At 71.3% G+C, this 25,018-nt stretch carries 21 protein-coding genes; 13 read left to right on the top strand and 8 right to left on the bottom strand.

What is annotated here, in order from left to right; translation table 11 throughout:
* The first annotated feature begins 157 nt into the window (after positions 1–157).
* The 9 genes from QU602_RS18650 to QU602_RS18610 all read left to right on the top strand — a co-directional run bounded on the left by QU602_RS18650 (position 158) and on the right by QU602_RS18610 (position 11,757).
* Positions 158–1,495, top strand: coding sequence for an aspartate aminotransferase family protein (locus QU602_RS18650; RefSeq protein ID WP_308797954.1), 1,338 nt, complete (start codon positions 158–160; stop codon positions 1,493–1,495).
* Positions 1,488–2,504: a Gfo/Idh/MocA family protein gene (locus tag QU602_RS18645; RefSeq protein WP_308797953.1), complete on the top strand. Its 1,017-nt coding sequence runs from the start codon at positions 1,488–1,490 to the stop codon at positions 2,502–2,504. Before QU602_RS18650 ends, QU602_RS18645 begins: the two co-directional genes overlap by 8 nt.
* Positions 2,501–3,481: a Gfo/Idh/MocA family oxidoreductase gene (locus tag QU602_RS18640; RefSeq protein WP_308797952.1), complete on the top strand. Its 981-nt coding sequence runs from the start codon at positions 2,501–2,503 to the stop codon at positions 3,479–3,481. Before QU602_RS18645 ends, QU602_RS18640 begins: the two co-directional genes overlap by 4 nt.
* A gap of 100 nt (positions 3,482–3,581) precedes the next feature.
* A complete protein-coding gene (locus tag QU602_RS18635; RefSeq protein ID WP_308797950.1) occupies positions 3,582–5,189 on the top strand; it encodes an ABC transporter substrate-binding protein in 1,608 nt (535 codons plus the stop codon).
* 2 nt (positions 5,190–5,191) lie between these two features.
* Positions 5,192–6,151: an ABC transporter permease gene (locus tag QU602_RS18630; RefSeq protein WP_308797949.1), complete on the top strand. Its 960-nt coding sequence runs from the start codon at positions 5,192–5,194 to the stop codon at positions 6,149–6,151.
* The gene (opp4C, locus tag QU602_RS18625) at positions 6,148–7,038 is read left to right on the top strand and encodes an oligopeptide ABC transporter permease (RefSeq protein ID WP_308797948.1); all 891 of its coding nucleotides are present in this window, start codon (positions 6,148–6,150) and stop codon (positions 7,036–7,038) included. Before QU602_RS18630 ends, opp4C begins: the two co-directional genes overlap by 4 nt.
* A gap of 6 nt (positions 7,039–7,044) precedes the next feature.
* Positions 7,045–8,034: an ABC transporter ATP-binding protein gene (locus QU602_RS18620; protein ID WP_308797947.1), complete on the top strand. Its 990-nt coding sequence runs from the start codon at positions 7,045–7,047 to the stop codon at positions 8,032–8,034.
* Entirely contained in the window at positions 8,031–9,086 is a 1,056-nt protein-coding gene (locus QU602_RS18615) for an ABC transporter ATP-binding protein (RefSeq protein ID WP_308797946.1), read from the top strand. The genes QU602_RS18620 and QU602_RS18615 overlap by 4 nt, the downstream gene beginning before the upstream one ends.
* Positions 9,087–9,171: 85 nt before the next feature.
* Positions 9,172–11,757 (top strand): sialidase family protein, encoded by a 2,586-nt coding sequence (locus QU602_RS18610; RefSeq protein WP_308797944.1) that lies wholly within the window; start codon positions 9,172–9,174, stop codon positions 11,755–11,757.
* A 60-nt stretch (positions 11,758–11,817) separates the two neighbouring features.
* On the opposite strand, the gene QU602_RS18605 is transcribed toward QU602_RS18610, so the two are convergent.
* On the bottom strand, positions 11,818–13,065 hold the full coding sequence (locus QU602_RS18605) for an alanine racemase (protein ID WP_308797943.1): 1,248 nt from the start codon (positions 13,063–13,065) through the stop codon (positions 11,818–11,820).
* A gap of 110 nt (positions 13,066–13,175) precedes the next feature.
* Here QU602_RS18605 and QU602_RS18600 point away from each other — a divergent pair, with 110 nt between their 5' ends.
* Complete coding sequence (locus QU602_RS18600; protein WP_308797941.1) at positions 13,176–13,586, top strand: RidA family protein; 411 nt, start codon at positions 13,176–13,178, stop codon at positions 13,584–13,586.
* 35 nt (positions 13,587–13,621) lie between these two features.
* On the opposite strand, the gene QU602_RS18595 is transcribed toward QU602_RS18600, so the two are convergent.
* From QU602_RS18595 to QU602_RS18565, 7 genes are all read right to left on the bottom strand, one after another.
* Positions 13,622–15,160 (bottom strand): N-acyl-D-amino-acid deacylase family protein, encoded by a 1,539-nt coding sequence (locus QU602_RS18595; protein WP_308797940.1) that lies wholly within the window; start codon positions 15,158–15,160, stop codon positions 13,622–13,624.
* The gene (locus tag QU602_RS18590) at positions 15,157–16,023 is read right to left on the bottom strand and encodes a fumarylacetoacetate hydrolase family protein (protein ID WP_308797939.1); all 867 of its coding nucleotides are present in this window, start codon (positions 16,021–16,023) and stop codon (positions 15,157–15,159) included. Before QU602_RS18590 ends, QU602_RS18595 begins: the two co-directional genes overlap by 4 nt.
* 101 nt (positions 16,024–16,124) lie before the next feature.
* Positions 16,125–16,976, bottom strand: a complete 852-nt coding sequence (locus tag QU602_RS18585) for an amidohydrolase family protein (protein ID WP_308797938.1) — start codon at positions 16,974–16,976, stop codon at positions 16,125–16,127.
* A 99-nt stretch (positions 16,977–17,075) separates the two neighbouring features.
* Positions 17,076–17,894 (bottom strand): IclR family transcriptional regulator, encoded by an 819-nt coding sequence (locus QU602_RS18580; protein WP_308797937.1) that lies wholly within the window; start codon positions 17,892–17,894, stop codon positions 17,076–17,078.
* Positions 17,895–17,966: 72 nt separating this feature from the next.
* Positions 17,967–18,911 carry a DUF4862 family protein gene (locus tag QU602_RS18575; RefSeq protein WP_308797936.1) on the bottom strand — a complete coding sequence of 315 codons (945 nt, stop codon included), beginning with the start codon at positions 18,909–18,911 and terminating at the stop codon, positions 17,967–17,969.
* A gap of 268 nt (positions 18,912–19,179) precedes the next feature.
* Positions 19,180–20,523, bottom strand: coding sequence for an N-acetylglucosamine-6-phosphate deacetylase (locus QU602_RS18570; protein ID WP_373692857.1), 1,344 nt, complete (start codon positions 20,521–20,523; stop codon positions 19,180–19,182).
* A gap of 161 nt (positions 20,524–20,684) precedes the next feature.
* Positions 20,685–22,511 (bottom strand): HNH endonuclease signature motif containing protein, encoded by a 1,827-nt coding sequence (locus QU602_RS18565; protein WP_308797934.1) that lies wholly within the window; start codon positions 22,509–22,511, stop codon positions 20,685–20,687.
* 484 nt (positions 22,512–22,995) lie between these two features.
* On the opposite strand from QU602_RS18565, the gene QU602_RS18560 reads away from it, so the two are divergent.
* The 3 genes from QU602_RS18560 to QU602_RS18550 all read left to right on the top strand — a co-directional run bounded on the left by QU602_RS18560 (position 22,996) and on the right by QU602_RS18550 (position 24,891).
* Positions 22,996–23,679 (top strand): TetR/AcrR family transcriptional regulator, encoded by a 684-nt coding sequence (locus tag QU602_RS18560; protein WP_308797933.1) that lies wholly within the window; start codon positions 22,996–22,998, stop codon positions 23,677–23,679.
* 383 nt (positions 23,680–24,062) lie between these two features.
* Complete coding sequence (locus QU602_RS18555) at positions 24,063–24,449, top strand: nuclear transport factor 2 family protein (RefSeq protein WP_308797932.1); 387 nt, start codon at positions 24,063–24,065, stop codon at positions 24,447–24,449.
* A gap of 58 nt (positions 24,450–24,507) precedes the next feature.
* On the top strand, positions 24,508–24,891 hold the full coding sequence (locus QU602_RS18550) for a hypothetical protein (RefSeq protein ID WP_308797931.1): 384 nt from the start codon (positions 24,508–24,510) through the stop codon (positions 24,889–24,891).
* Positions 24,892–25,018: the final 127 nt, after the last annotated feature.

The raw sequence follows: 25,018 nt of genomic DNA, 5'->3' as shown, positions 1-25,018 counted from the left end.
CGCCCGCCGGAGCCCCGCCGCAACGCCGGTCGCGGCCCCCGCGGAAAATGCATCGTTGACGGATCAGGGTTCGCTTCGTACGATATGGAATCACGTTCCATGTCAGCCTCGACCGGGGTGCAACACACCGGTCAGGGCACACAGCGAGGAGAAATCTGTGGTCTCGGCTACTCAGCAGCTTGAAGTCGCTGCCAAGGCGCTCATCCCGGGAGGCGTCAACTCCGCCACCCGGAACGTCGGCGCACCGGCGACGTTCGCGTCGGCGCACGGCGCGTACATGACGGATGTCGAGGGGCGCCGGTTCACCGATTATCACGCCGCCTTCGGCGCCATCCTGCTGGGCCACACCGACGAGCGCGTGAACGACGCGATCACCGCGGCGATCCGGGACATGGACCTCGTCGGGCTCGGCGCGACCGAGCTCGAGGTGACGGCGGCGCGCATGATGGTCGACGCGATCCCCTCCGTCGAGATGGTCATCACGACGATGAGCGGCTCCGAGGCGGTGTTCCAGGCGCTGCGGCTCGCCCGCGGTGCGACCGGACGCTCGCGGATCGTGAAGTTCCAGGGCTGCTTCCACGGCAGCTACGACGCGATCGCCCGCAACGTCATCTCGCCGGCCGATCGCGCCTACGGGTGGGACCCCAACTCCAGCGGCGTCCTCGACGACGCCATGCAGCACACGCACATCGCCGAGTTCAACGACCTCGAGAGCGTCGAGGAGATCTTCCGCCGCTACGGCGACGACATCGCGGCCGTCATCCTCGAGCCGGTGCCGCACAACGTGGGCGCGCTGCTGCCCGAACAGGCGTTCCTCGAGGGCCTGCGGCGGATCACCCGCGAGCACGGCTCGGTGCTCATCTTCGACGAGGTCATCACGGGCTTCCGGCACGCGCTCGGCGGCTATCAGGAGCTGTGCGGAGTGACGCCCGACCTGACCACCTTCGGCAAGGCGATGGGCAACGGCTACCCCGTGGCGGGCATGGGCGGCTCGGCCGAGCTGATGTCGAACTTCAGCTCGCAGGGCGGCAGCGTCATGCTCGCGGGCACGTTCAACGGCAACTCCGTCTCCATGGCCGCGGCGATCGCGACCATCGGGGCGTTGCAGGACCCGGAGCTCCGCGTGCACGAGCACCTGTTCCGGCTCGGGGCGCGCATGCGCGCCGGACTCACCGAGATCACGACCGACCTCGAGATCCCGGCCGTCGTGACCGGCGTCGGCTCGGTGTTCGTCACCTACTTCCTCGACGGTGCGGTGCGCGGCTACCGCGACCTGCTCCGCAACGACGACGACGCGTACGCCACCTTCCACCGGCGCATGATCGACCAGGGCTCGTACATGTACCCGATGGCGCTGAAGCGCAATCACATCTCGTACGCGCACACCGACGCCGACGTCGACCGGACGCTCGAGCAGGCCGGTGACGTCCTCGCCGCGATGGCACGCGAGGGCGCGTTCTCGGCCGTCCGGCAGCACGGGCGCGCGAATGTCTGAGCCGCGGACGCCGCTCGGCGTGGCGCTCATCGGCGTGGGCGGGATCGCCGCCTCGCATCTCGCCGCGCTGCGCAGCACCGACGAGGCCCGGCTCGTCGGGGTCACCGACCTGGCGCTGGGACTCGCCGCGCAGGTCGCGGATCGTGAGGGCTGCGCCGTCTACCCCGACGTGGACGCGCTGCTCGCGGCCCCCGAGGTCGAGGCCGTGATCGTCTGCACGCCGAACATCACGCACGAGGAGCTCGGGCACCGGGTGCTCGACGCCGGTCGCCACCTGCTCATGGAGAAGCCGCTCGCGATGACCGTCGAGGGCGCGGCGGGGCTCGAGGCCCACGCCGAGCGCGCCGGCAAGGTGCTGGCCGTCGGGCACAGCCATCGCTTCTCAGACCAGAGCCTCGCCGTGCGGTCGGCGATCGACTCGGGCGGCATCGGGCGGCCGAACTACGTCCGCATCACCATGAACGGCGGCTGGATCTGGCCGGGCTGGGACGCCTGGGTGCTCGACCCGGCACGCTCCGGCGGGCACTCGCTGCACAACGGCGTGCACCTCACCGATCTCGCGGCCTGGTGGATGGGCGAGCCCGCCACGAGCGTGTACGCCGCGGGCCAGCACGCGACCAGCGCGGCGCTGCAGATCCACGACTACCTCGTCATCCAACTCGGCTTCGCCTCGGGCGCCAGCGCGATCTGCGAGGTCAGCCGGGCCGAGCGCCCGCGCACCGGCTCGTTCCTCGAGCTCGTCGTCGCGGGCGACGCCGGGCTCATCGAGCGCACGTGGGATGCCGACGGCCTGCTGGCGTGGACCGAGACCGGCCTCACGACGTGGCCCGTGCCTGGCGGCTCGGCCCGGACGTTCGTCCGCGAGATCGAGAGCTTCGCGAACGCCGCACGTGGCATCGGCAGCGTCGTTCCGCCGACCCGCGATGCCGTGGCGGCCGTCGAGGTCGCCGAGGCATCCGAAGCGTCCCTGCGAACCGGCCGCACCGTGCTCGTGGGAGGTGCCCGATGACCGCCCGGGTCCCCGTCCTGCTCGCCGGCGTGAGCGGCGCGGGCGCGCAAGACCACCAGCGCCGGATGTGGGCGCCGAACCTGGCAGCCGCCGGGCTGGACCCGGTCGGCGTCTGGATCCCGCAGCACGCGACCGACGACGAGATCGGCCGTGCGACGCGGCTCTCCGCCGACCTCGGCGTCCCGCTCGACCAGTCGGCTTCGCCCACGCGCCCCGCTCAGGCGACGGTCGCCTGTCTGCGCGGCGACGACCGGATCACGCTGCTCCGGCACGCGGCCGAGACCGGCATGCCGGTCCTGCTCGACAAGCCGACCCTCGATTCCACCCAGGAGCTCGAGCGCCTCGTCGCGTCGGTGCCCGACGCCCACGTGCTCCCGGGCCACCATCTCGCCGCGCACCCGGCGTTCGTTCGCCTGCTCGCCGCGGTGCGCGGCGCAGAGGTCGGCCTGCTCCGCGCCGTGTTCGCCGAGCTCGTCGTGCCGTCCGGCGACGGGCTCAGCCCGGTCGGCGAACTGCGGAACCTCGGCGTCTACCTGCTCGACCTCGTGCGGGCCCTCACCGGTGCCGGCGAGATCCGCCTGCAGGCCGGCGGCACCCCAGACGGCGCCTCGTGGACGCTGCTCGGCACCGGCGCGCACGACGTCGTCGTGAGCGCCCACGTCAGCCGGCTCCCGGCGACGGCGACGGATGCCTCGGGCGATGCCTCACCGCTGCGCGCCGCCGTGCGGGTGCAGGGCACGCACGGGTCCGCGATGGCGGACCTCACGCGCCCCGCGCTGACGGTCCGCGGCTCGGCCGGCCAGCGGCGCGTGCCGTACGGCGAGAACTCGGTCGTCGCACTGCTGGGCCGACTCGCCTCGGCGGCGCGCGGGGAGACCGCGACGCCGCCCCTCTCCGACCTCCTCGCGCTCTCCCGTGCGCTCGACGGCGTGGCCCACTCGGCGGCCACGCGCGAGCCCGTGGAGATCGCCTGGTGACCGGCGTGCGCTCCATGCGCGCCGTGTGCTCGTGCACCACCCTTCCCGCTCCACCGTGCACCACCGTCCCCGCATCACAGGCATCACAGAAGGAGAACTGATGAGAAAGCGATTGCTTGCGGCCACCACCGTGGTCGCCGCAACGATGTTGTTCGTCACCGGCTGTACGTCCGATCCCGCTCCGGCCCCCGAAGCGACCGGCCCGACCTCGGCCAACGTGTACCTCTACCAGAAGCCGGTCTCGTTCAACCCGCTGAAGTCGGCCCAGGGCGCCGAACAGCTGACGATGTCGCTGGTGTTCGACAACCTGCTGACGACGAACCCCGACTTCGAGTTCGAGCCCCGGCTCGCCGAGTCGTGGGACGTCTCCGACGACGCACGCACGTTCACCTTCCACCTGCGGGAAGGCCTGACCTGGAGCGACGGTGAGCCGTTCACGGCCGATGACGTCGTGTTCAGCTACAACGCGTTCGCGGACCCGGCGGTCGGGAGTGCCTGGTCGTCGCGCCTCTCCGGCGTCGAAGGCTACGCGGCGTACCAGGACGGATCGGCGGACTCGCTCGCCGGCGTGACGGCCGTCGACGAGAACACGGTCGAGATCGTCCTCTCCGAGCCGAATGCCGGGTTCCTCTCGGTCATCGGCTACGGCACGGTCTTCTTCATCATGCCCGAGCACGTGCTCGCGGACGCCGACCGCGCGACGCTGCTGGAGAACGAGTTCTTCGACCTGCCGAACGTGGGTATGGGGCCCTATGTCATGGACGCGTTCCAGGTCGACCAGCAGATCGAGCTCTCGGCCAACGAGAACTACCGCACCGACGTCGGCATCGACACGCTCTACCTGAAGATGGTGACCAGCGACGTCGCGACCGCGCAGCTCGGCACGGGCGAGCTCGACCTCGTGCAGGTCTCGCCGCTCGACATGGGTACGGTCGAGACGCTGCCCGGCGTGACCGTCGAGGCGAGCCCGTCGGCGGGCTTCAACCGGCTCGGCGTGAACGGCTCCAAGCCCTACCTCGCCGACCCGCGCGTGCGTCAGGCGCTCGTGCAGGCCATCGACCGTCAGGGCATCATCGACGGCGTGCTCGGCGGCTACGCCTCGGCGCTCAACACCTCGATCATGACGCCATGGGCCATCCCGGACGACCTCGACGAGTACGAGTACGACGCCGACGCCGCAGCCGCGCTGCTGGCCGAGGCCGGCTGGGATCCCGCCCAGGAGATCGCCCTGTCGTGGGTGCCGGGTCAGCGCGACCGCGACCAGATGGCCACGGTGATCATCGAGAACCTGCAGGCGGCGGGCGTGAACGCCGTCGCCAACCAGGTCGACGCCGGCATGCTCACGGACAGCTACCGGAACATGACGTTCGACCTGGTCCTGTTCGGCGGTGGCGTGTACACGCCGGACCCCGCCAGCACGTTCCCGATCTTCTCGTGCGTCCTGTACCCGACGGGCGGCAACATGACCCAGATCTGCGACGAGGAGCTCGACGCCGCGATGAAGGCCGGCGCCGCGACCGCGGACCAGGAGGTCCGCGCCGAGTCCTACCAGGAAGCCGCGCGCCTCGAGAACGCGAACGTACCGTACATCTGGCTGAACGTGCCCGACACCATCTGGGCGACGACCGAGCGGCTCCAGGGCTTCGTGCCGCACGGTGACTTCACCAACGGGTTCTGGAACGCCGCCGACTGGACGGTGACGGGCTAAGCATGGTCCGATCCCTCGTCACCCGCCTCCTTTCCAGCGTCGCGGTGTTCTTCGTCATCGCGATCGCGCTGTTCGGACTGGTCCGGCTCGCGCCCGGCGACCCCGTCGAGATGATGGTGCCGCCGGACGTGGCCGGAGAGGGCCGGGAGGAGTACCTCGACGGCCTGCGCGAACGGCTCGGCCTCGACCAGCCGCTGTACGTGCAGTTCGTGCGCTGGTTCGGCGGGATGCTCACGGGTGACCTGGGATACTCCTACGCGAACGGCCAGCCGGTCGGCCAGCTCCTGGCCGACCGGCTCGGCCCGACCGTGCTGCTCATGGGCACCGCGATCGTGATCGGGCTGCTGATCGCGGTGCCCGCGGGCGTCATCGCCGCCGTCAAGCGCAACCGCTCGGCCGACTACGCGATCAGCAGCCTGAGCGTCATCGCGATCGCCGTGCCGAGCTTCTTCCTCGCGATGCTCGCGATCTACGTCTTCGCCCTGCGCATCCCCATCTTCCCGTCATCGGGCATGTACTCCTCGGGCCGGAACGACCTGCCTGACCTGCTCATGCACATGGTCCTGCCGGTCACGATCCTGGGACTCACGGTCGCCGCGCCGTTCATCCGCTACGTCCGCAGCGGCATGCTCGAGGAGCTCGGCAAGGACTACGTCAGGGCGGTGGTGGCGAAGGGCGCCTCGCCGCGGCGGGTCGTCGGGCACGCGCTGCGCAACAGCCTCATCTCGCTCGTCACGGTGCTCGCGCTGTACATCCCCGGATTCCTCGCGGGCGCCGTCGTGCTGGAGCAGGTCTTCGCCTGGCCGGGCATGGGGCAGCTCGCGATCACCGCGCTCACCACACGCGACTATCCGGTCATCATCGGGTTCGGCCTCTACGTCGCCGTGCTCGTGCTGACCTGCAACCTGATCGCCGACCTGCTCTACGCGGTCGTCGATCCCCGAGTCAGGACGGCGAGATGATGACCGCGACCACGCTTCCTCCCGCGCTCGAGCCGAAGGCCCTGTCGCCCGACCGGGCCGCGATGCGGCGATTCCTCCGCAACCCGGTCGCGGTGATCGGGGCGGTCGTCCTCGTCGTGATCGTCTCGGCGAGCGTCCTGGCCCCGGTCCTGAGCCCGTTCGGGCCCAATGAGATCGACCTCACCGCCATCCGGCAGCCGCCCTCCGAGTTGCATCCGCTCGGCACCGACTCGACCGGGCGCGACGTGCTCAGCCGGCTGCTCTACGGCGGCCAGGTGTCGCTGGCCGTCGGCTTCCTCGCCGCGTTCATCGCGGTGACCATCGGCACCCTGACCGGCGTCATCGCCGGCTGGACGGGCGGGGCCACCGACAACATCATCAGCCGCATCATCGACCTCATGCTCTCGGTGCCGCCGGTGCTCGTGGTGATCGTGCTCGCGGGCATCATCGGACCGAGCGTGCCGATGCTCATCGCAGTGATCGCGGGGCTCTCGTGGCCGTCGTCGGCGCGCATCGCGCGCGGCGTCGTGCTCGGTCTGCGCGAGGAGGAGTTCGTGCAGGCGGCGCGCGTGCTCGGCTCGCGCACGGGCTACATCATCCGCCGGCACCTCGTGCCCGGCGTGCTCCCGCCCGTGACCGTGGCGGCCACGCTGCTCGTGTCGGAGGCCGTGCTGCTCGAATCCGCGCTGTCGTTCCTCGGCGCGGGCGTCCGTCCGCCGCAGCCCAGCTGGGGCAACATGCTCACTGAGGCGCAGTCGATCACCGTGCTCTCCGGGATGCCCTGGCTGTGGATCCCGCCGGGTGTGCTCATCGCCGCGACCGTGCTCTCGGCCATGGCGGTCGGCGACGGCCTCCGCGACGCGATCGACCCTCGGAAGAACAGGTGATCTGACGTGACCAGCAAACTCTCGATCGATCAGCTCACGCTCGACCTGCCGGGTCAGTCGGGGCCCGTCCGCGTCCTCGACGGCGTCAGCTTCGAGGTCGGCGCCGGCGAGATCGTCGGCGTCGTGGGCGAGAGCGGCTCGGGCAAGAGCATGACCGCGCTCGCCGTGATGCGCCTGCTGCCGCCGGGGGCGGTGGTCGGCGGCCGGATCAGCCTCGACGGGGAGGATCTCGTCGCGATCTCGGACCGCCGCATGCGCGAGGTCCGCGGCGCGCGCATCGGCATGGTCTTCCAGGACCCGATGACCACGCTCGATCCCGTGCTGCAGGTCGGCCGGCAGATCGAGGAGGCGTACCGGATCCATCACCCCCGCGCCTCGCGCGCGGAGGTGCGCCGGCGAGCGCACGAGATCCTCGAGCTGGTCGGCGTCCCGGATGTCGCGAATCGGGCCCGGCAGTACCCGCATCAGTGGTCGGGCGGCATGCGGCAGCGTGCCGTGATCGCGATGGCCCTCGTGAACGATCCCGAGGTGATCATCGCCGACGAGCCGACCACGGCCCTCGACGCGACGATCCAGTCCCAGGTGCTCGACGTGCTCGTGCGGGTCCGCGACGTGCTCGGCGTGGCGGTCGTGCTCATCACGCACGATCTCGGCCTCATCGCGCAGTTCGCCTCGCGTGTGGTGGTCATGTACGCCGGGCGCATCATGGAGGTCGCCGACACGGCCGAGCTGTGGGCCGACAGCCGGCATCCGTACTCGGTCGGGCTCATGCGCGCGCGGCCCTCAGCGCACGACCGGGGCGAGCCGCTCTTCGCCATCCCCGGCCGTCCGCCCGCGCTGAACCAGCTCCCGAAGGGATGTCCCTTCGCGCCGCGGTGCGCGTCGCCGTACCGCTCGGAGCGGTGCGACGAGGAGCGGCCGGCGCTGGAGCTGAGTCACGACGGGCGCCTGAGCGCCTGTCACTACCGCGACGAACGGCAGGGGGCACTGGTATGAGCGCGTCGGTTTCCGCCTCGGCTTCGACCTCGGCTTCGGCCGCGCCGCTGCTGAGCGTCGACGACCTCAAGGTGCATTTCCCATTGCGCTCGGCCTTCGGTCCCAAGCAGCTCATCCGTGCCGTCGACGGGGTGAGCTTCGACGTGCGCGAGCGCGAAGCGCTCGGCATCATCGGCGAGTCCGGCTGCGGCAAGAGCACGACGGGCCGCGCGGTCGTGCACCTGAACGAGCCCACGTCGGGGCGGCTGACGTACCGCGGCGCGGACGTCACGCGCCCCGGGCGGCAGCAGCTGCGCGCGCTGCGCGAGCAGATCCAGTTCGTGTTCCAGGATCCGCAGTCCTCGCTCAATCCGCGGATGACGGTCCAGGAGGTCATCGCCGAGCCGTTGCGCGCGTTCGGGCGCTGGGATCGGGCCTCCGGCCCGGCCGAGGTGCGTTCGCTCATGGATGCCGTCGGACTGGCCGCGGACGCCGGCAACCGGTACCCGCACGAGTTTTCCGGCGGGCAGCGGCAACGCATCGGGATCGCCCGCGCGCTCGCTCTCGACCCCGAGCTGCTGGTCCTGGACGAGCCGGTCTCGGCGCTGGATGTCTCGGTGCAGGCGCAGGTGCTCAACCTCCTGATGGAGCTGCGGGAGTCGCGGTCGCTCGCGTACGTACTCATCTCCCACGACCTGGATGTCGTGCGCCACGTGACCGACCGGGTGCTCGTGATGTACCTCGGCACGGTCGTCGAGACCGGCGAGGTCGACACCGTGCTGGACGACCCGGCGCATCCGTACACGATGGCCCTCGCGTCGGCGGTACCGCCCGCGAGCCCGGCCGAGGCGCGCGAGCGCATCGTGCTGCACGGCGATGTGCCCTCTGCGGCCGCACCGCCGTCGGGGTGCCGATTCCGCACGCGGTGCTGGAAGGCCGATGAGCTGTGCGCCACCGTCGTTCCGGAGCTCAGGCCCGTCCGGGGTGGCGATCGCCTCGTCGCGTGCCACCATCCCGTCGAGGGCGGGGTCCCGATCGAGCTCGGAGTGAGGCCGCGTCTCGCGGGTGCCTGACCGATCCCCGGCCGGGCGACCACTGATCGTTGACATGGAATGGAACAGCGTGCCATGTTAACGCCAACGATCAGGGAGGCTCACGATGACACCTGTACGACGACGATCTCGCGCCGGCGCGGCACTCGTGCTCGCGGCAGCGCTCTGCGCCGCGGCGCTCGGCTCGGCACCGGCAGCGGCCGCCGACACCGGGCCCCGCGGCTTCGATGATGAGCCACTGGGCTCGCCGCCCGCCGCCTGCACCGCGGTCGGCGACGTCACCGTCGCCGCAGCCGAGTTCGGCGGCAGCGCGGCGGGCAACCGCGCCGTGCGGCTCAGCGACCAGAGCTCGACGGTGCACACCCGCTTCACGTGCGACGGAACCGCGGCCGCCCAGAAGTCGGTGGCGTTCCGCCTCTCGCTGGAGCAGCACGACGTCGCGCTCCTCGTCGCCCTGGGCGGCGCCGGCGCGTCGGCGAACGGCGCGTGGCGGTTCAGCCTCGCCCCGGCGGCCGGCTCGCAGATCCTCGTGCGGGCGTACGACGGGGCCGCCTGGCACACCGTCGGCCACGTGAACGCCGCCGCGACCGCGGGTGCGTGGACCGACGTGCGACTCACCGCCACGACCTCGCGCGCCGAGCTCGCGATCGCCGGCGCCGTCATCGACACCGACGTCCGTGCGTCGACGGCGACGTCGCTCGACGACGTCACCATCGGGTCCTCCGGCACCGCGCCGGTCGGCGTCGTCGCCTACGTCGACGACCTCGAGGTCGACGGCGCCGTGCCCACCGGGGCCTTCGCCGCGCGCACCTTCGCGGGCGAGCCGACGGGCGCCGAGCCGGCCGGATGCACCGTGGTCGGCGACGTCCAGGTCACATCGGCCACGGTCGGCGGCCGGACCGGGAACGCCGTCCGTCTCAACGACCAGAGCGAGAGCGTCCACACGCGGATGACCTGCGGCAACGCCGCGGCGCCCGAGAAGACGATCTCGTTCCGCTACTCCGTCGCGCAGCTCGACGCGGGTCTGGTCGTCGCGGTGCTCGGCGGCGCGAGCACCGCGCCGAACGGGGTCTGGCGGCTCAGCCTCCGGGCGCTCGACGCCGGTGGCATCTCGGTGCGCGCCTACGACGGGTCGGCCTGGCACCAGGTCGGCGCGGTCGCGCGCCCCACGAGCGCCTGGGGCACCGTGCGCATCGCGGCCACCACGACGGCCGCCCAGCTCGAGTTCGACGGCACCGTGCTCCGGACGAGCGTACGTGCGGCGACGGCGACGTCGCTCGGCGGGCTGCTCATCGGGTCGTCCGGCACCGCGCCGGTGGGCACGAACGTGCTCATCGACGACCTCGCCTTCCGCACGAGCCTTCCGGCCTCGGCCACGACGGCGACGCGTGTCGAGGTGATCGCTCCCGGCGGAGCATCCGTCGGCCAGGTCCTGACCGACCTGCCCGTGGCGCGGTTCCAGCCCGCCGCCGGACTGACGCCCGCCGACTACACCGCCGAGGTGGTCTGGGGTGTGGGCGCCACCGGTGCCGCCACCCTCTCGGCTCCCGACGCGGAAGGCTATGTCACGATCAGCGGGTCGCACACGTACAGCGCGACGGGCAGCGCCGCGATCGGCGCGACCGTCACCGGACCCGACGGCGTGCCGGTCACGGCGACGCGCGAGATCTTCATCACGCCCGAGGATCAGGTGCTCATCGCCACGTCCGCACCGCCGAACGAGATCCGCTTCCCCGACGCGGTGACCCTGCAGAACGGGAACATCCTCGTGGCCTACCACGAGGCCGCCGAGCACGGTGCGGCGGACGGCGTGATCAAGGTCACCGAGAGCAGCGACGGCGGGCACACCTGGTCGCCGCCGAGGGTCGCGGTCGACATCGCCTACGACGCGCGCGACCCGAAGCTCGTCGCGCTCAGCGACGGCACCGTCATCCTGAGCTACTTCGTCACGCAGTGGACGCCGTCGCACGCCGCGCACGGACCGTTCACGGTCCGGTCGACCGACCACGGCGCGACCTGGTCGGCGCCCGCCGCGGTCGACACGCAGATGAGCTGCAGCTGCGGCCCGAGCAACGGCTCGCGGCCGACCGGAGCCGCGTTCACGCACGGCCCGATCGTCGAGCTCGCGAACGGCGACCTGCTGATCCCGCTCTACGGCGATCTGCCCACCGATCCGCGATCGCGGGCGACCGTCGTGCGCAGCACCGACGGCGGCCTGACCTGGGACGCCGCGAACGAGTCGACCATCGCGGTCGGCACGATCGCCTATCAGGAGCCGAACCTGACGGTGCTGCCGTCGGGTGAGATCGTGGCGCTCATCCGCACGACGTCCTCGCCCGTCCGGGCCTACCTGTCACGCTCGTTCGACGACGGTCAGACCTGGACGACGGCCGTCGCGACGGACATCCCGGCGCAGTCGCACCACCAGCTGCTCACGAGCGACGGCCGGGTGCTGCTCACGTACGGCGACATCACGCGCCCGAACCGTCCGACGAGCGGCATCATGATCGACGACCCGTCGGGCAGCTGGGACGGGCTCGCGGCGACGTCCACGCCGATCTACGACGCCGGCAACAGCGACCAGGGCAACCCCTCGAGCGTCGAGATCGCACCGGGCGAGTATCTGACGCTGGGATACGACGTCGTGGCCGCCTCGCTCTACGGCATCTTCACCACCGACGCCGACTACTGATCCGCGTGCGCGTCGAGCGGAGTCGCCCACCCGGGCGGCTCCGCTCGATCGCGTCCGGCGTCAGAAGCGGGTCGTGACCGCGCCGGTCACGGCGCCGGATGCGTCGGTGACGGCCAGTGCGCGCCACTTGTCCATGGTCGTGCAGGGGTGCGAGATGCCGAACCCCACGCGATCGCCGACGGCGAGGGGGGAGTCGGCCGGGATCGACAGGTGCAGGTGCTGGTCATTGAGCCCGCGCGTCTCGGCGTCCGTGAACGGCTCCTCGACCGTCGCGCCGCGTGGTACGCGGCGGAGCGGCTGGGGCAGCCCGGCATCGGTGCCGGCATCGCGCCGGCCGATGTCGAGATACGCGAGCGTCGGCTCGGGACGCGAGTGCACGGTGCCCCAGACGGTCAGCGCCGAGCGCAGGCCGCCGCCCTCGGCGGTCGGCGGCAGCGGTGTGGCGTGCGCGAAGAGCCCGATGTCGTGCAGCTGGTAGCACCCGCTGCGCAGCACGAGCCGGTTGGGCGTGCGGATGCCTCGTCTGGCGAGTTCGACCCGATCGAAGAACATGCTCCCGCCCGCCGAGTACACGGGCGTCTCGGTCGCGAAGTCGCCGCGATCCGCGAGGAGGTCGAGCAGCGCAGCCTGGGCCTGCAGGAAGCGGTCGGCTCGCGCGAGCGCGTCATCGGACCGGTCTGAGGAGATGGATCCCTCGTAGCCGGCGACCCCCACCAGCCGCAGGTTCCCGGCGCGGCCGAGCGCGGGGCGCAGCGACTCGAAGTCGTCGGCGCTGCGCAGCCCCGTCCGGGCGCCGGGCGAGCCGAGCTCGACGAGCACGTCCCACACCACGCCGGCCCGACGAGCGGCCTCGTCGAGGATCTCGATGCTCGCCACGGAGTCGACGTAGCTCATGACGCGCTGATCCGAGTCGGCGACGCGGCGCGCGAGGCGGGCCGCGAGCCGTGGCTGCACGAGCTGGTTGGCGATGAGCACGGCTGGCGCGCCCCAGCTCAGTACCAGGTCGGCTTGCTGCCCGGTCGCGGCCGTGAGGCCGTGCGCACCCGCATCGAGCTGGAGGCGGATGAGCTGGGGCGACATCACGGTCTTCGCGTGCGGCCAGAGCTCCGCGTCGCGGGTCGCACACCACGCCGCCATGAGCCGGACGTTGTGGCCGCCGGCCTCCGCGTCGATCACCGCGATCGGGGTGTCGAAGTCCTCGTGGAGCCGCCAGCCCTGTGCCGCGACCTCGCTGGCCCGGATCCCGGCCGAGGCGGGCGGGAAGCCGCGATCGGCACCGTCCAGGATCGGATCGATCGGTGTTGCCATGGAGCCGCCTCCTCGGGGTGAACCATCCGAACCTATCGGCCGGGACTGGCGCCGACACGCGTCGGCGCTAACATGGAACAGTATTCCATACCAACGTGAGGAGCTTCGCGATGACCCGTCCCTTCGAGCCCATCGAGCCCGACCCCGCCAACCCGCCCGGCATCCCCATCAGCTCGGCCGTGCGCGTCGGCGACCTCGTCTACGTGTCGGGGCAGGTGTCGACCGAGCCCGGGCGAGGCATCGTCGAGGACACCTTCGAAGGCGAGTTCCACCGGACCATCCGCAATGTGGAAGAGATCCTCGCGGCGGCCGGCGGCACGCTCGACGACGTGGTGCGCGTGAACGCCTACCTCCGCGACGAGGAGTCCCGGCCCCTCTACAACCGCCTGTACGCCGAGGCCTTCACGCCGCCGTATCCGTCGCGGACGACGACCGGCAACCACTTCTCGTTCATCCAGATCGAGATCGACTGCATCGCCGTGATCCCGCGCGACCGGGTCGCCGAGACCGCCGGCGACTGACCTGCCGGCGCCTCGGACGACCACGGACGGTCGGGTCACACGACCCGGCCGTCCGCGGCCGTCTGGCGCCCCGCGAGGTAGACCGAATGGATGCCCCGGGGCACACGTCGGGAGTCCTCGTACGTCGAGTTCCCGGCGATCGTCGCCGGGTCGAACACCACCACGTCGGCGCGCAGCCCTGGTGCGAGGATGCCTCGATCACGGAGCCGCACGCGCTCGGCGGGCAGCGCCGTGCACTTGCGGACCGCCGTCTCCAGCGAGAGCAGCGGCGTCTCGCGGACATAGCGCTCGAAGAGCGTCGGGAACGCGCCGAAGAACCGCGGATGCGGCACCGGGCCGCCGACCCGCCCGGCGGTCTCGACCGCGAGGCCATCCGAGCCCAGCATCGAATGAGGGTGCACGATGGCGGCCCGCAGGTCCTCCTCGGACCGCCCGAACGCCACGATCGTGGGATCCTCCGCGGTGAGCAGGTCGAGCACCACGTCGATCGGGTCGGCCGACGCCACGTCCGCGAGGGCGGCGACGGTCGACCCGTTCAGCTCGGGACGGGTCTGCACGTCGACGAGGAGGATCTCGTCCCATCGGCCCGGGCCCGTCCTGAGGTGCTCGCGGATCCGCTCGCGCGTCGGCCCGTCCGCCAGCCGGGCGAGGAATGCCGCGCGACCGCCCTCGAGCGCCCACGTCGGCGCCCGCTGCGAGAGGTTCGTGCTGCCTGCGAGATAGGGGTAGAAGTCGACCGCGACATCGAGCCCCTCGGCGCGCGCGGCGTCGACGAGCTCCAACGCCTCGGCGACCTTGCCCCAGTTCTGCCGGCCCGCCGCCGCGAGGTGCGAGATCTGCACGCGGCATCCGGAACCCGCCGCGACCCGGATCATGGACGCGACCGCGTCGATGAGGCCGTCCGCGTAGCTGGCCATGTGCGACGCGAGCAGCGCGTCGTGCTCGGCGAGCGTCTCGCCCAGGGCGATCAGCTCCGCCTCCGTGGCATATCCACTCGGCGGGTACATGAGCCCCAGCGAGAGCCCCACCGCGCCGTCGCCGAGGGCGTCGGCGAGCATCTGCTGCATCCGGCGGATCTCGTCGGCCGTCGCCGGCCGGTCGGCGAGGCCCACCACCGAGCCGCGGATGGTGTTGTGGCCGGCGAGGATCCGGATGTCGATCGCCGGGTCGGCCTGCCGGACCCGTTCGGCGTACTCCGCCACCGAGCACCACGACCAGTCGACGGCCGGATCGTCGGCGTACGTCATGAGCGGGCGCAGCGCCGCCGCGACGTCGGCCGAGCTGACGGGGGCGACCGACAGGCCGCAGTTGCCGACCACCTCGGTGGTCACGCCCTGCAGCACCTTGCTCGTGCCGGCGGGGTGGCCGAGGATGCTGAGGTCGGAGTGCGAGTGCAGATCGACGAACCCCGGCGCGATCACTCGGCCGCCGACGTCGACCTCACGGTCGGCGCGGAAGTCGCCGAGCTCGCCGACCGCGGCGATCCGGCCGTCGACGATCGCGAGGTCGCCGGCGTATCCCGGCGCCCCCGTGCCGTCGACGATCCATCCGCCGCGAAGCGCGAGTCGGCTCATCGAGCCGCGGGGATCCGCACCGCGGTGCGGATCTCGCCGAGATCGCCGACCCGCGCGACCATGACGTCGCCGTCGGCCAGCTGGAGGCCGGTCTCGATGCCCGCACCGGCCGTCGTGCCGGTCTCGATGACATCGCCCGGTTCGAGCGTCATCAGCGTGGACGCGAACGAGATGAGCTCGGGGATGCCGAACAGCAGCTCGGAGGTCGAACCCGATTGCCGCACCTCGCCGTTGACCTCGAGGTGCAGCTCGAGGTTGCCCGGGTCCGGCACCTCGTCGGCGCTGACCAGGTACGGCCCGAACGGGGCGTAGCCGTCGGACCACTTGCCCGCGAGCCAATCGAAGAACGGGGCCACGCTGTGCTCGTCGCGCGCGAACCCGAAGTCGAACGCGCGCGTGGAGATGTCGTTCGCGGTCATGTAGCCGGCCACCGCAGACATGGCGTCCTCGGGGGAGATGTCCTTCACCCGGGTGCCGATCACCACCGCGAGCTCGACCTCCCAGTCGACGTTGCTCGCGATCGAGGGCGGTGTGAGCACGTCCTGCGGCCCGGCGACCGCACTCGAGGGCTTGAGGAAGAGCCGCGGCGTCGCCGCACGCGGGTCGAGCGGGGTGCCGCCGCTCGCCAGGACGTGCGAGGCGTAGTTCGCGGCCACCGCGAGCAGCTTCGGCGGGCGTCGGAGCGGCGCGACGATCTCGATCTCCTCGACGGCGATGCGCCCGCGAGGAGCGGGAGGGTCGTTCAGGCCGCCGCGCTCGATGAGCGCGAGCAGATCGCCGTCGCCGAGTTCGTCGATGTCGCCGTCGGGGCGGAGCACGCCGTGTTTCGTGGCGCCGTGGTGGGTGTAGCTGAGGAACCGCATGAAAGCCTCCATGGTCAGGTGCGGGCAGGTCGGGAGCTGGTGGGTGCTGGTGGGTGCTGGTGGGCGCAGGTCGGTGCTGGTGTGGGCGATGCGGCGCCGGGTCAGGCGCGGCGCGGGTCGGGGATGCCCAGCAGGCTGAGCGTGTCGCGATGGATGATCGACTCCACCGTGTCCTCGGTGACGAACGGCAGGTCGCCGGCGCGGAAGGCGGCGAGCCGGCGGAGGCCGGCTATCGCCTCGGCCGGACGCCACAGCGGGAAGTCGCTGCCGAAGAGCAGCTTGTCGGTCACCTTCCATTCCTGGGCGGCGACGAGCGCCATGAAGCCGTCCATGGGGCGCGCCCACGAGGCCGAGACGTCGGCGAAGACCCGGGCGTGCTTCCGCAGCACGACCATCACGTCGCGCTGCCAGGGGTGGCCCATGTGCGCCATGATCTGGGTGAGGTCGGGGTGCCGGCGGGCGACCTCTTCGATGAGGAACGGTGTGCTGAGGGAGAGTCGGCCCTGCGGGCTCGCCGTGGCTCCGATGTGCCAGAGCAGGACGAGACCGTGCCGCAGGCATGTGCGGTAGAACTCGTCGAACTCGGGGGCGAGCGGGTCGAACAGCGCGAGTACCGGGTACAGCTTCACGCCGCGGAACCCGAGCGCGATCGCCTCCTCGAGCTGCTCGCGCCAATCCGGGTCGAGCGGGTCCATCGCGGTGAAGGCGACGGTCGGCGTGGTGACCTGGGCGCAGTACTCCGCGACGAACGTGTTCGGCGTGCGCACGCCGGCGCGGGATGCCGCGAGGCCGAAGACGATCGCGACGTCGACGCCGGCTTCGATCATCGCGGCGTCGTACTCCTGCGGTGAGATCCGCGGGTAGGGCTCGCCGTATGCGGGTTCCCAGTTGTTGCGGTGTTCGTCACCCCAGTGCTCCGGCTGGAGATTATGACTGTGGACGTCGACGATCATGTGCGCTCCTTCGGCGGCATCGCCCCTGATCGGGCTGCCTCGCCGAGGTCGACATTACGTGGAACGCTATTCCATGTCAACGAGTTGGATGATCCGGCGTCAGGCCGCGGGAGACGCTCCGATTCCGAGCGCGCCACGGAGCCCGCTCTCGCGAGCGATGCGGTCGCGGGCCTCGAGCAGCAGCGCGACGAAGCGCCGCTCGGTCTCGGGGTCGCCCTCGCCGGCCGGTCCAGACACGGAGACCGCGCCGAGGACCTGCCCGTTCGAGACGACCGGAACCGAGACGCAACGCAGGCCGGCGTCCGCCTCCTCGGCGTCGACCGCATAGCCGCGTGCGCGGCTGAGCTCGAGGTCGGCGGCCAGCTCGTCCCAGGTCGTGAGCGTGTTCGCCGTCCGACGGGCGAACGGCTCGGGCGGCAGGCTCCGCCGGATCGCCTCCTCGGAGAGCTCGAGGAAGACGGCCTTGCCGAGCCCGGTGCAGTACGCCTCCGAGGAGCTGCCCTCGGTCGTGTTGTAGTGGATCGGCCGGTTGGGGAACTCGACGCAGAGGTGCACGACGTCGAGCCCGTCGAGGATTCCGAAGTTCGCGGTCCACCCGGTCTCCTGCGCGAGCGGTCGCAGGTGCGGCCGCAAGAGGTCGGCCACCGACGCGGAGCTCATGTACGAGGCGGCGATCGGCAGGATCGCATGGCCGAGGCGGTAGGCGGGCCGCTCGTCGACCTTGATGAGGTAGTCCTCGTCCTCGAGGACCGAGAGCAAGCGGACCAGCGTGCTCTTCGGCAGCCCGGTCGTCTCATGGAGCTCGGCGAGGGTGGCCACGTCTTCGGTCTGCGCGACCGCCTGGATGATCGCCAGGCCGCGGCTCAGCGCGTGCGAGTGATAGCCGTGTCCCTGGGCGCCGTCATTGCCGTTCTTCATGCGAGTCCTGCGGTCGTGGTGGGCGAGACGACTCCCATCGTAGAGGAGGTCGCCTCCATGTGGAACCGCATTCTACTTTGCTGCCTCCGCGAGGTCACGGGTGGCGGTCAGAAGCTGGACGGCGGGCGCGATGAGCGCGATGCGCTGCGTCGCGCTGAGCGAAGCGGGCTTCGCCCCGGTTTTCACCGCCAGGTACCAGAGCTCCCGCGGTAGCCGGGCGAGCACGTCACGCGCACGCGACAGGGTCAGCAGGGAGTCGTCACTCGCCTCGTGCACCACGGGAGTATGCGCATCGGCCCACGCCGGCCCGTACTCGGTGTCCCGATCGCTCACGCCCGACAGGATGAAGCCGCGCAGTCGGTCGCCTGCGCGCGCGGCGTCTCGTGCGGCGCCGGCCACGTCCCGGTGCTCGAGCACGGACCGCCCCCAATTGACCGCGATCCCGCACTCGGTGCGTCCGTCGTCGGTTCGTTCGATCGCCCGCACCTCTCGCTCCAATGCGAGGTAGCCCTTCTCCGGCGCATGCTCGGGTCGTGGGGCGTCGCAGTGCTCGACGACGAGTCGCGTCGAGCCCCAATCCCAGCCGCGGATCTCACGGAGGCTGCATTCGAACGCGCGCTCCGCCGCGGCCGGGTCCGTCATCTGCGGTGCGCTGGACATCGACACGACGGACAGTTCGCGCCCGAGGTCGTGCCACTGCCGGGCGGTGTCGTGGAGCCGGCGGAGTAGGTCGAGCGCCGCGGCCCGGCCCTCGGGGTCGGCCGAGGCCAGACCGAACCGGGGGTCCTGCCGGCTGCGGATCGCGAAGGCCGGGATCAGGGTCGCCACGCTCGGGCGTCCTGGCGGAGTCCAGTCAAGCCATCGTCGATCGGTGGCCGCATCGATCATGAGCGGGAGCTCGAATCCGTCGACGCCGGGCAGGTCGAGGACGCCCCGGATGAAGCGATCCTGCGCGGATGCCTCGGACGGGAGTGCCGCGTACGCACCGACCACCACCGCCGGCGTGCGTGGAGTCATCGGCGTGCCACCATCGGTCCGGACGAGGCCCGCGGGGCGCAGCGTTCAGCTTCGGTCACGACTGCAGCAACATGGCACATGGTTTCATGTTAGCGCGGTGCTGCGGTGCTGCGGTGCTGCGGTGCTGCGGTGCTGCGGTGCTGCGGTGCTGCGGGCTGCGGGCTGCGGGCTGCGGGCTGCGGGCTGCGGGCTGCGGGCTGCGCTGTGCGCCCTGCGCATTCGGCTGTGGTCTGTGGTCTGTGGTCTGTGGTCTGTCGGCCCGCGTCGGTCAGCGCACGCGGCGGCCCGCCGACCACACCGCGTCGACCGTGAGGTCGTCGGCGAGCAGCACTGCGTCGGCGGCGTAGCCGACCTCGAGTCGGCCGAGGTCGTCGGCGCGGCCGATCGCCGCGGCGGGCACGGTCGTGAGTGCCGCGATGGCGACCTCGAACGGGATGCCGCTGTCGGTCACCGCCCGGCGGAGTGACTCGTCCTGCGTCAGCGTCGAACCTGCGATGGACCCGGTCTCGACGATGCGCGCGACTCCGTCTCGCACGTCGACCTCGAGCGAGCCGAGCACGTACGAACCGTCTGCCGATCCGGTCGCGGCCATCGCGTCGGTCACGAGCGCGACCCGGCCCGGGGCGCCTTGGAACGCGAGCTTGACCACGTCCGGGTGCAGGTGCACGCCGTCGTTGATGACCTCGAGTGTCACGTGTGGCGCGTGCATCGCCGCGACGACGGGTCCGGGCTGGCGGTGGTGGATGCCACGCATGCCGTTGAAGGCATGCGTCAGGATCGACGCGCCGGCGTCGAATGCCGCGAGCGCCAGGGCGTAGTCGGCTCCCGAGTGGCCGACGGCGACCGCGACGCCCGCGCCGGTGAACCGGTGCAGCGCGGCGAAGCCGCGGTCGTGCTCGGGTGCGAGCGTCACCTGGCGGAGCGTGCCGGCGGATGCCTCGAGCAGCGCATCGACGGCGGCGTCATCGGGTGCGCGCAGCGCGGCGGGGTCGTGCGCGCCACGGAACTCGTCGTCGAGGAACGGACCCTCGAGGTGCGCGCCGAGCACGCGCGGATCGCGCGCCGCCAGCCGGGCGATGGCCTCCAGTCGCGGGACCAGCGCCTCGACCGGCGCGGAGACGAGCGAGCAGACCGTGCGCGTCGTACCGTGGGCCGAGTGCACGTCGAGCATGGTCTCGAGCGCCGCCTCGCCATCCTCGGCGGCCGCGCCGCCCGCGCCGTGGCAGTGCAGGTCGATGAACCCCGGGACGAGGATGCGGCCCGCGGCATCGACCACTGTGGCAGCCGCCGCCGTGGCGTCCACCACCGAGGAGTCCGCCGTGGCGTCCACCACCGGGGAGTCCGCCGTGGCGCCCGCCGCCGAGGCAGCCGCCGCCGCGGCATCCACCACCGAGGAGTCCGCCGGAGCGGCATCCGTCCCCGTGGCTTTCGCCGCCGCGGAATCCGCCGCCGAGCCATCAGCACCGAGGGCGTCGCGCCAGCCGTCGCGCGTGCCGCGCGCGACGACTCGGCCGCCCTCGAAGCGCACCCACGCGTCGGGCACGGTCTCGCCGGCGCTGACCAGTCGGGCGGAGTGGATGATCGTCGGGGGGAGGCGGGTCACGTCCGCCACGATACCGACCCCCGTCGCCGACCGTCGGCCAATCGGAGGTTCCTCCTTGAGGCCGCCCGTCACGGCCGGAACTGCCACACATCACGGCGGTGCGCCGGGCGTGGTCAGTACCGGAGGGCCACCAGCTGTGCTCGACCCACCAGCCGGTGAGTCGAGTGCGTTCACACCACATGCGAGGGGTTGCCCGGTGCCGGGTGATGCAGGGATACCGGCGGGTCGAGGAGCGCGGGTGATCGCTGGCTGGATTCGTCATCGGACCGTATCGCCGGGGGCGGCGCGGGTTCGGGTTGTGGTGGGGCGCCTGGTGTGGGGGTGAAGCGGGCTTTGCCGCCGAGTTTGGGGGTCTGTTTCGGGTCGAGGTGTGGTGGTGGGATGAACCAGACCTGCCCGCGTCGGTCGCGCCCGGTGATGCGGATTTGCCAGCCTTGGTCGTGGATCTGGTGGTGGCAGCTGGCGCAGAGCATGACCCCGTTGCTCAGGTCGGTGGTGCCGCCGGCGGACCACCAGTCGATGTGGTGCGCTTCGGCGTAGGTGATGTTCGCCCCGCAGGACGCGCACCCACCGTCGCGTTCCATGAGCGCGATGCGTTGGTACCGGGTGAACAGGCGGGTGCCGCGGCCGAGGTCGAGTGGGACGCTGTCGGCGCCGAGCACGGCGGGGATGAGTTCGGCGTCGGCGGCGAGCTTGCGGACCGCGCCCGCGCTGATCGGCCGGTCGATGCCATCGATCTCCGCTGTCCCTACGCCGTCGCGGAGCGCGTCGAGACTCATCCGGACCACGATCGTGGTCGCGGGTACCGACCCGGGTGCGGCTTGACAGCCCAGCGCGTGCCGCGCCAGCTCGGCCAACGCGTCGGCCTGCACCTGCGGGATCGACCGCCTGTCCTGGATCACCGGCGCCGCACCACGGCCGTCGCCGCCAGCTCCGCCACCGTTGGTGACACCGCCACCGCTCGGGCCACCGCCACCGCTCGGGCCACCGTCAGCGGCGCCGGCCTCCGCGGCAACGGTCTCACCTCCGGCCAAAGCGGCACTGGCGCTGCCGCCGCCACCGCTCCCGCTCCCGCTGCCGCTGCCGCTGCCGCTGCCGCTGCCGCTAGGGACCGTGCCGCCTGACCCGCGTCGGCGGAGTGCGTCGCTGACCAGCGCGTCCAGCGCCGCCTTCACCGGCGCGGCGGTGACCGGGTCGAGGCGGGCTCGCAGATGGAACACCCCGTCGGCGTCTTCGCGGAACGTCAGCGACCGCTCGGCATGCATCCGCGCATCGGCCCGTGCCAGACCGCCGGCATTCAGCTGCGCTTCGGCAACTTTGACTGCCCGGCCGACCAGTGACAGTGGTTGCCCGGCCGCGACCTGCACCAGGCGCTCCTCAGCCGCGGCCAACCGTCCAGGGTCGGTGCGCAGCTCGACCCGGGCCAGCATGCCCGTGATCAGATTCGCCGCCTCGATGCTCAACACCCCCGCATCAAGCCCCGCCCGGACGTGCGCGAACTTCGCCGGCAACACCTCGCCCGTGAACGACTCCCGCTGCCGGGTCGCTTCACCGACCGCGAGCAACCGGGACGCCTCACCCTGCCCACCCCCGGTCACCGCCGCGACCAGCTTCGCCGGGGACGAGTGCCCGTACTGTTTCGCCAAGCTCTCAGCCCCGAACTCCGGCGCCGACCGGGCCGCGACCTCAGCACCAGCCAGCGCCAGAAACGCCTCCACCGACCGCTTCAACCGCGCCGCACCCTCGACCACCCGCACCAACCCCGGCCCACTCAACGCCGCAAAGCCATCCACACCACCACCCGCACCACCACCCGCACCGGAACCGCCACCCGCGCCGCCACCGGCACCGCCACTCACACCCGCACCGGAGCCGCCACCCGCGCCACCGCCCGCACCGGCAGCGCTCGCGACCCCGAACGCAGGCTGCGCCTGCGCCCACACCACGGCCAGCGCACCGAGATCGGCGTGCAACCGGTCGAGCGGAGAGATCGTCATGCGCACCAGTATCCACACACCCACCGACATCGCCCGCTGCCGCAGAAACCCACCTCGACCAGCGCTTTCACCTGTGGAGGAATCACCGCCGAGGCGTCCTGTGGAGGACCCGTCCCGGCGGTCGGGAGGGGGTCGACAGGTGGGCGCCCCGAGCATCGGCGGGTCGTACGCCACTGCGCCGCTCACCTGTCCGAGCCGCGGCAGGACCCGCCATCGCTGCGGTGAGGCTCACCACGACCCTCGGCGACCTCAGCCCGGTCTGGGTCGCCGCCACAACCGCAGCGGTCGCCCTCGTGCTGCGCGCCCTCCCGCGAGTCATCGCCTCCGCGCCGGTGAGGCAGCGCCCTGACTGTGGTGCCGGATACGGTCGCACGCTCCGCGGATTCTCGCGAACGATGTCGTCGAGCAGGCGTCTGCCGGCATCGGGCTACGCCGCATGGATGCCTCGGACGGCAAAGATCGGTGAAAAAGTCGACCAAGCCACTTGGGGAATGAATCCCAGAATAATACAATCGCGTCCGTGATCGAGTCGACGCGACCATTGCGGGCAGATGCTGAACGGAACCGCCAGGCGATCCTCGTGGCGGCGAGTCGGGTGTTCGCCGAGCAAGGCTCGAGCGTGACGCTCGAGCACATCGCCGACGTCGCGGGCGTCGGGATCGGAACCGTCTACCGGCGGTTCCGCACGGTGCAGGGATTGCTCGGCGAGGTGTTCGAAGGGAAGATGGCCCGCTACGCGGACGTCGCCGAGCAGGCTGCCGAGCATGCGCAGACCGATGCGGCGCGCGCCTTCGGGGAGTTCATCGGCTACATGCTGCGCCAGCAGGCCGAGAACCTCGCGTTCACCGACGCCATCCTGTTGCCCGGCCTCGGCACGGACCGCCTGCGTGCGGACCGCACCAGGGCATTGGCCGCCACGCGCTTGCTCGTGGTGCGCGCGCGCGATGCCGGCGTCATCCGACCCGACTTCGACGAATCCGACTTCTACCTGCTGCAACAGGCGAACGCCGGACTCCTCCGTGTATCGCAGCGCTCCGCACCGAACGCCTGGAAGCGCTTCGGTCAGTACATGCTCGATGCGTTCCGGCACCCCGGCTCGCCGCTCGAGCCGCCATCGCCGGCTTGGGTGCGCGCGTCCGACGCGTGCGAGCCTCCCGGCATGCGATGAACCCGAAGCTGACGCCATCACGTCGACCAACTGCTATGTAAATATTAATGTGCACATATCCTGGCGTCTTCCACCATGGAGCGGTACGCTCTCGTGCGTGAGCCGATGGATCTGCTAATCGGTCCACACGTCCGCGAGTATCGGGTGTCGATCCCGCAGCCTCGTCGCTTCGGCGTCGGACGGCAGCTTGGGAAAGCGTTCGGCAAAACATAACGGACAATATGTTTTGTTTCGGATGTCGCGGGATGTTGTGTTTCGGATGTCGCGGGGCAAAACACAATGCTCAGTATGTTTTTGCGGATGTGCGCAACGCGCGTTCGCACGGTGCGCGCGCAACGCGTGACGCGCAACCTTTCACGCGCAACCGCAGGATCGGAGGCAACGTGGCCCATCTCCACGTCTTCACCCGCTACATCGACGCGCTTGCGTCCGGCGACCTCGAGGCGCTCGCCGCGGTGTTCACCGACGATGTCGTCTGGCACCAGCCTGGCGCGCATCGGTTTTCCGGTACCCGCCGCGGCACAGCAGACGTCTTCAGTCTCCTTGCGGCGATGGCGCAGCACAGTGACGGTTCACTCAGGGTCGACGCCGAGTCGGCCATGGAGAACGGCGATCTCATCGCGGCGACCGTCCGGTTCTCGGCGAGCCGCGGCGACGCTCGCATCGAGATGTCGGGCGTGGACCTCTTCCGCGTCAGCGACGACCGGATCGCGGAGGTCTGGCTCTTCTCCTCGGATCAGAGCGCCGAGGACGACTTCTGGAATCTGTAAGGTGAGGCCACCCTCCGGGCGATAGGTTCGAAGCCGGGTCCGAACGAGGGGGAGTCCGATGACCGGGATGTTCACGTGGCTGTATGACGTGTCTGGGAGTGCTGACTCCGCGCGGGAGGCGATCCGCGAGGTGCTCCAGCAGCAGGGCTTCGACGTCGACGAGGCCACGCCCGCCGAGTGGCACGCCCAGTACGGCACGCAGCCCAGCTTCATGCAGCAGATGTTCACGAACGCGCACAAGCCCGTGCTCCTGAGCGTGCTGTTCACCGAGACCGACAGCGGCGTCGAGATCGAGCTCAAGCGCCCGACGCTCTACGGCGTGGGCGGGTCGGGACGCGACAACGTCGAACTCATGCACCTCGACAAGGAGTACCGTGCCACCGCCGCTGCGGTGCACGAGCGCCTCGCCGCCGAAGGGGTGCTGATCAGCTCTCGCGAGTGATGTCGATCTCACAGATCGGTCGCGGCTGATCGCCCTCGTCACCGGCGAGGTGAGGCGACGAGAGAGGCCGTGAGCCCCGCACGGGGACTCACGGCCTCTGAGGTCACACGGAGCGCGGCGTCACGCG

The organism is Agromyces protaetiae (assembly GCF_030866785.1).
Lineage (GTDB): Bacteria > Actinomycetota > Actinomycetes > Actinomycetales > Microbacteriaceae > Agromyces > Agromyces silvae.
This window is presented reverse-complemented; position numbering and strand designations above follow the sequence as displayed.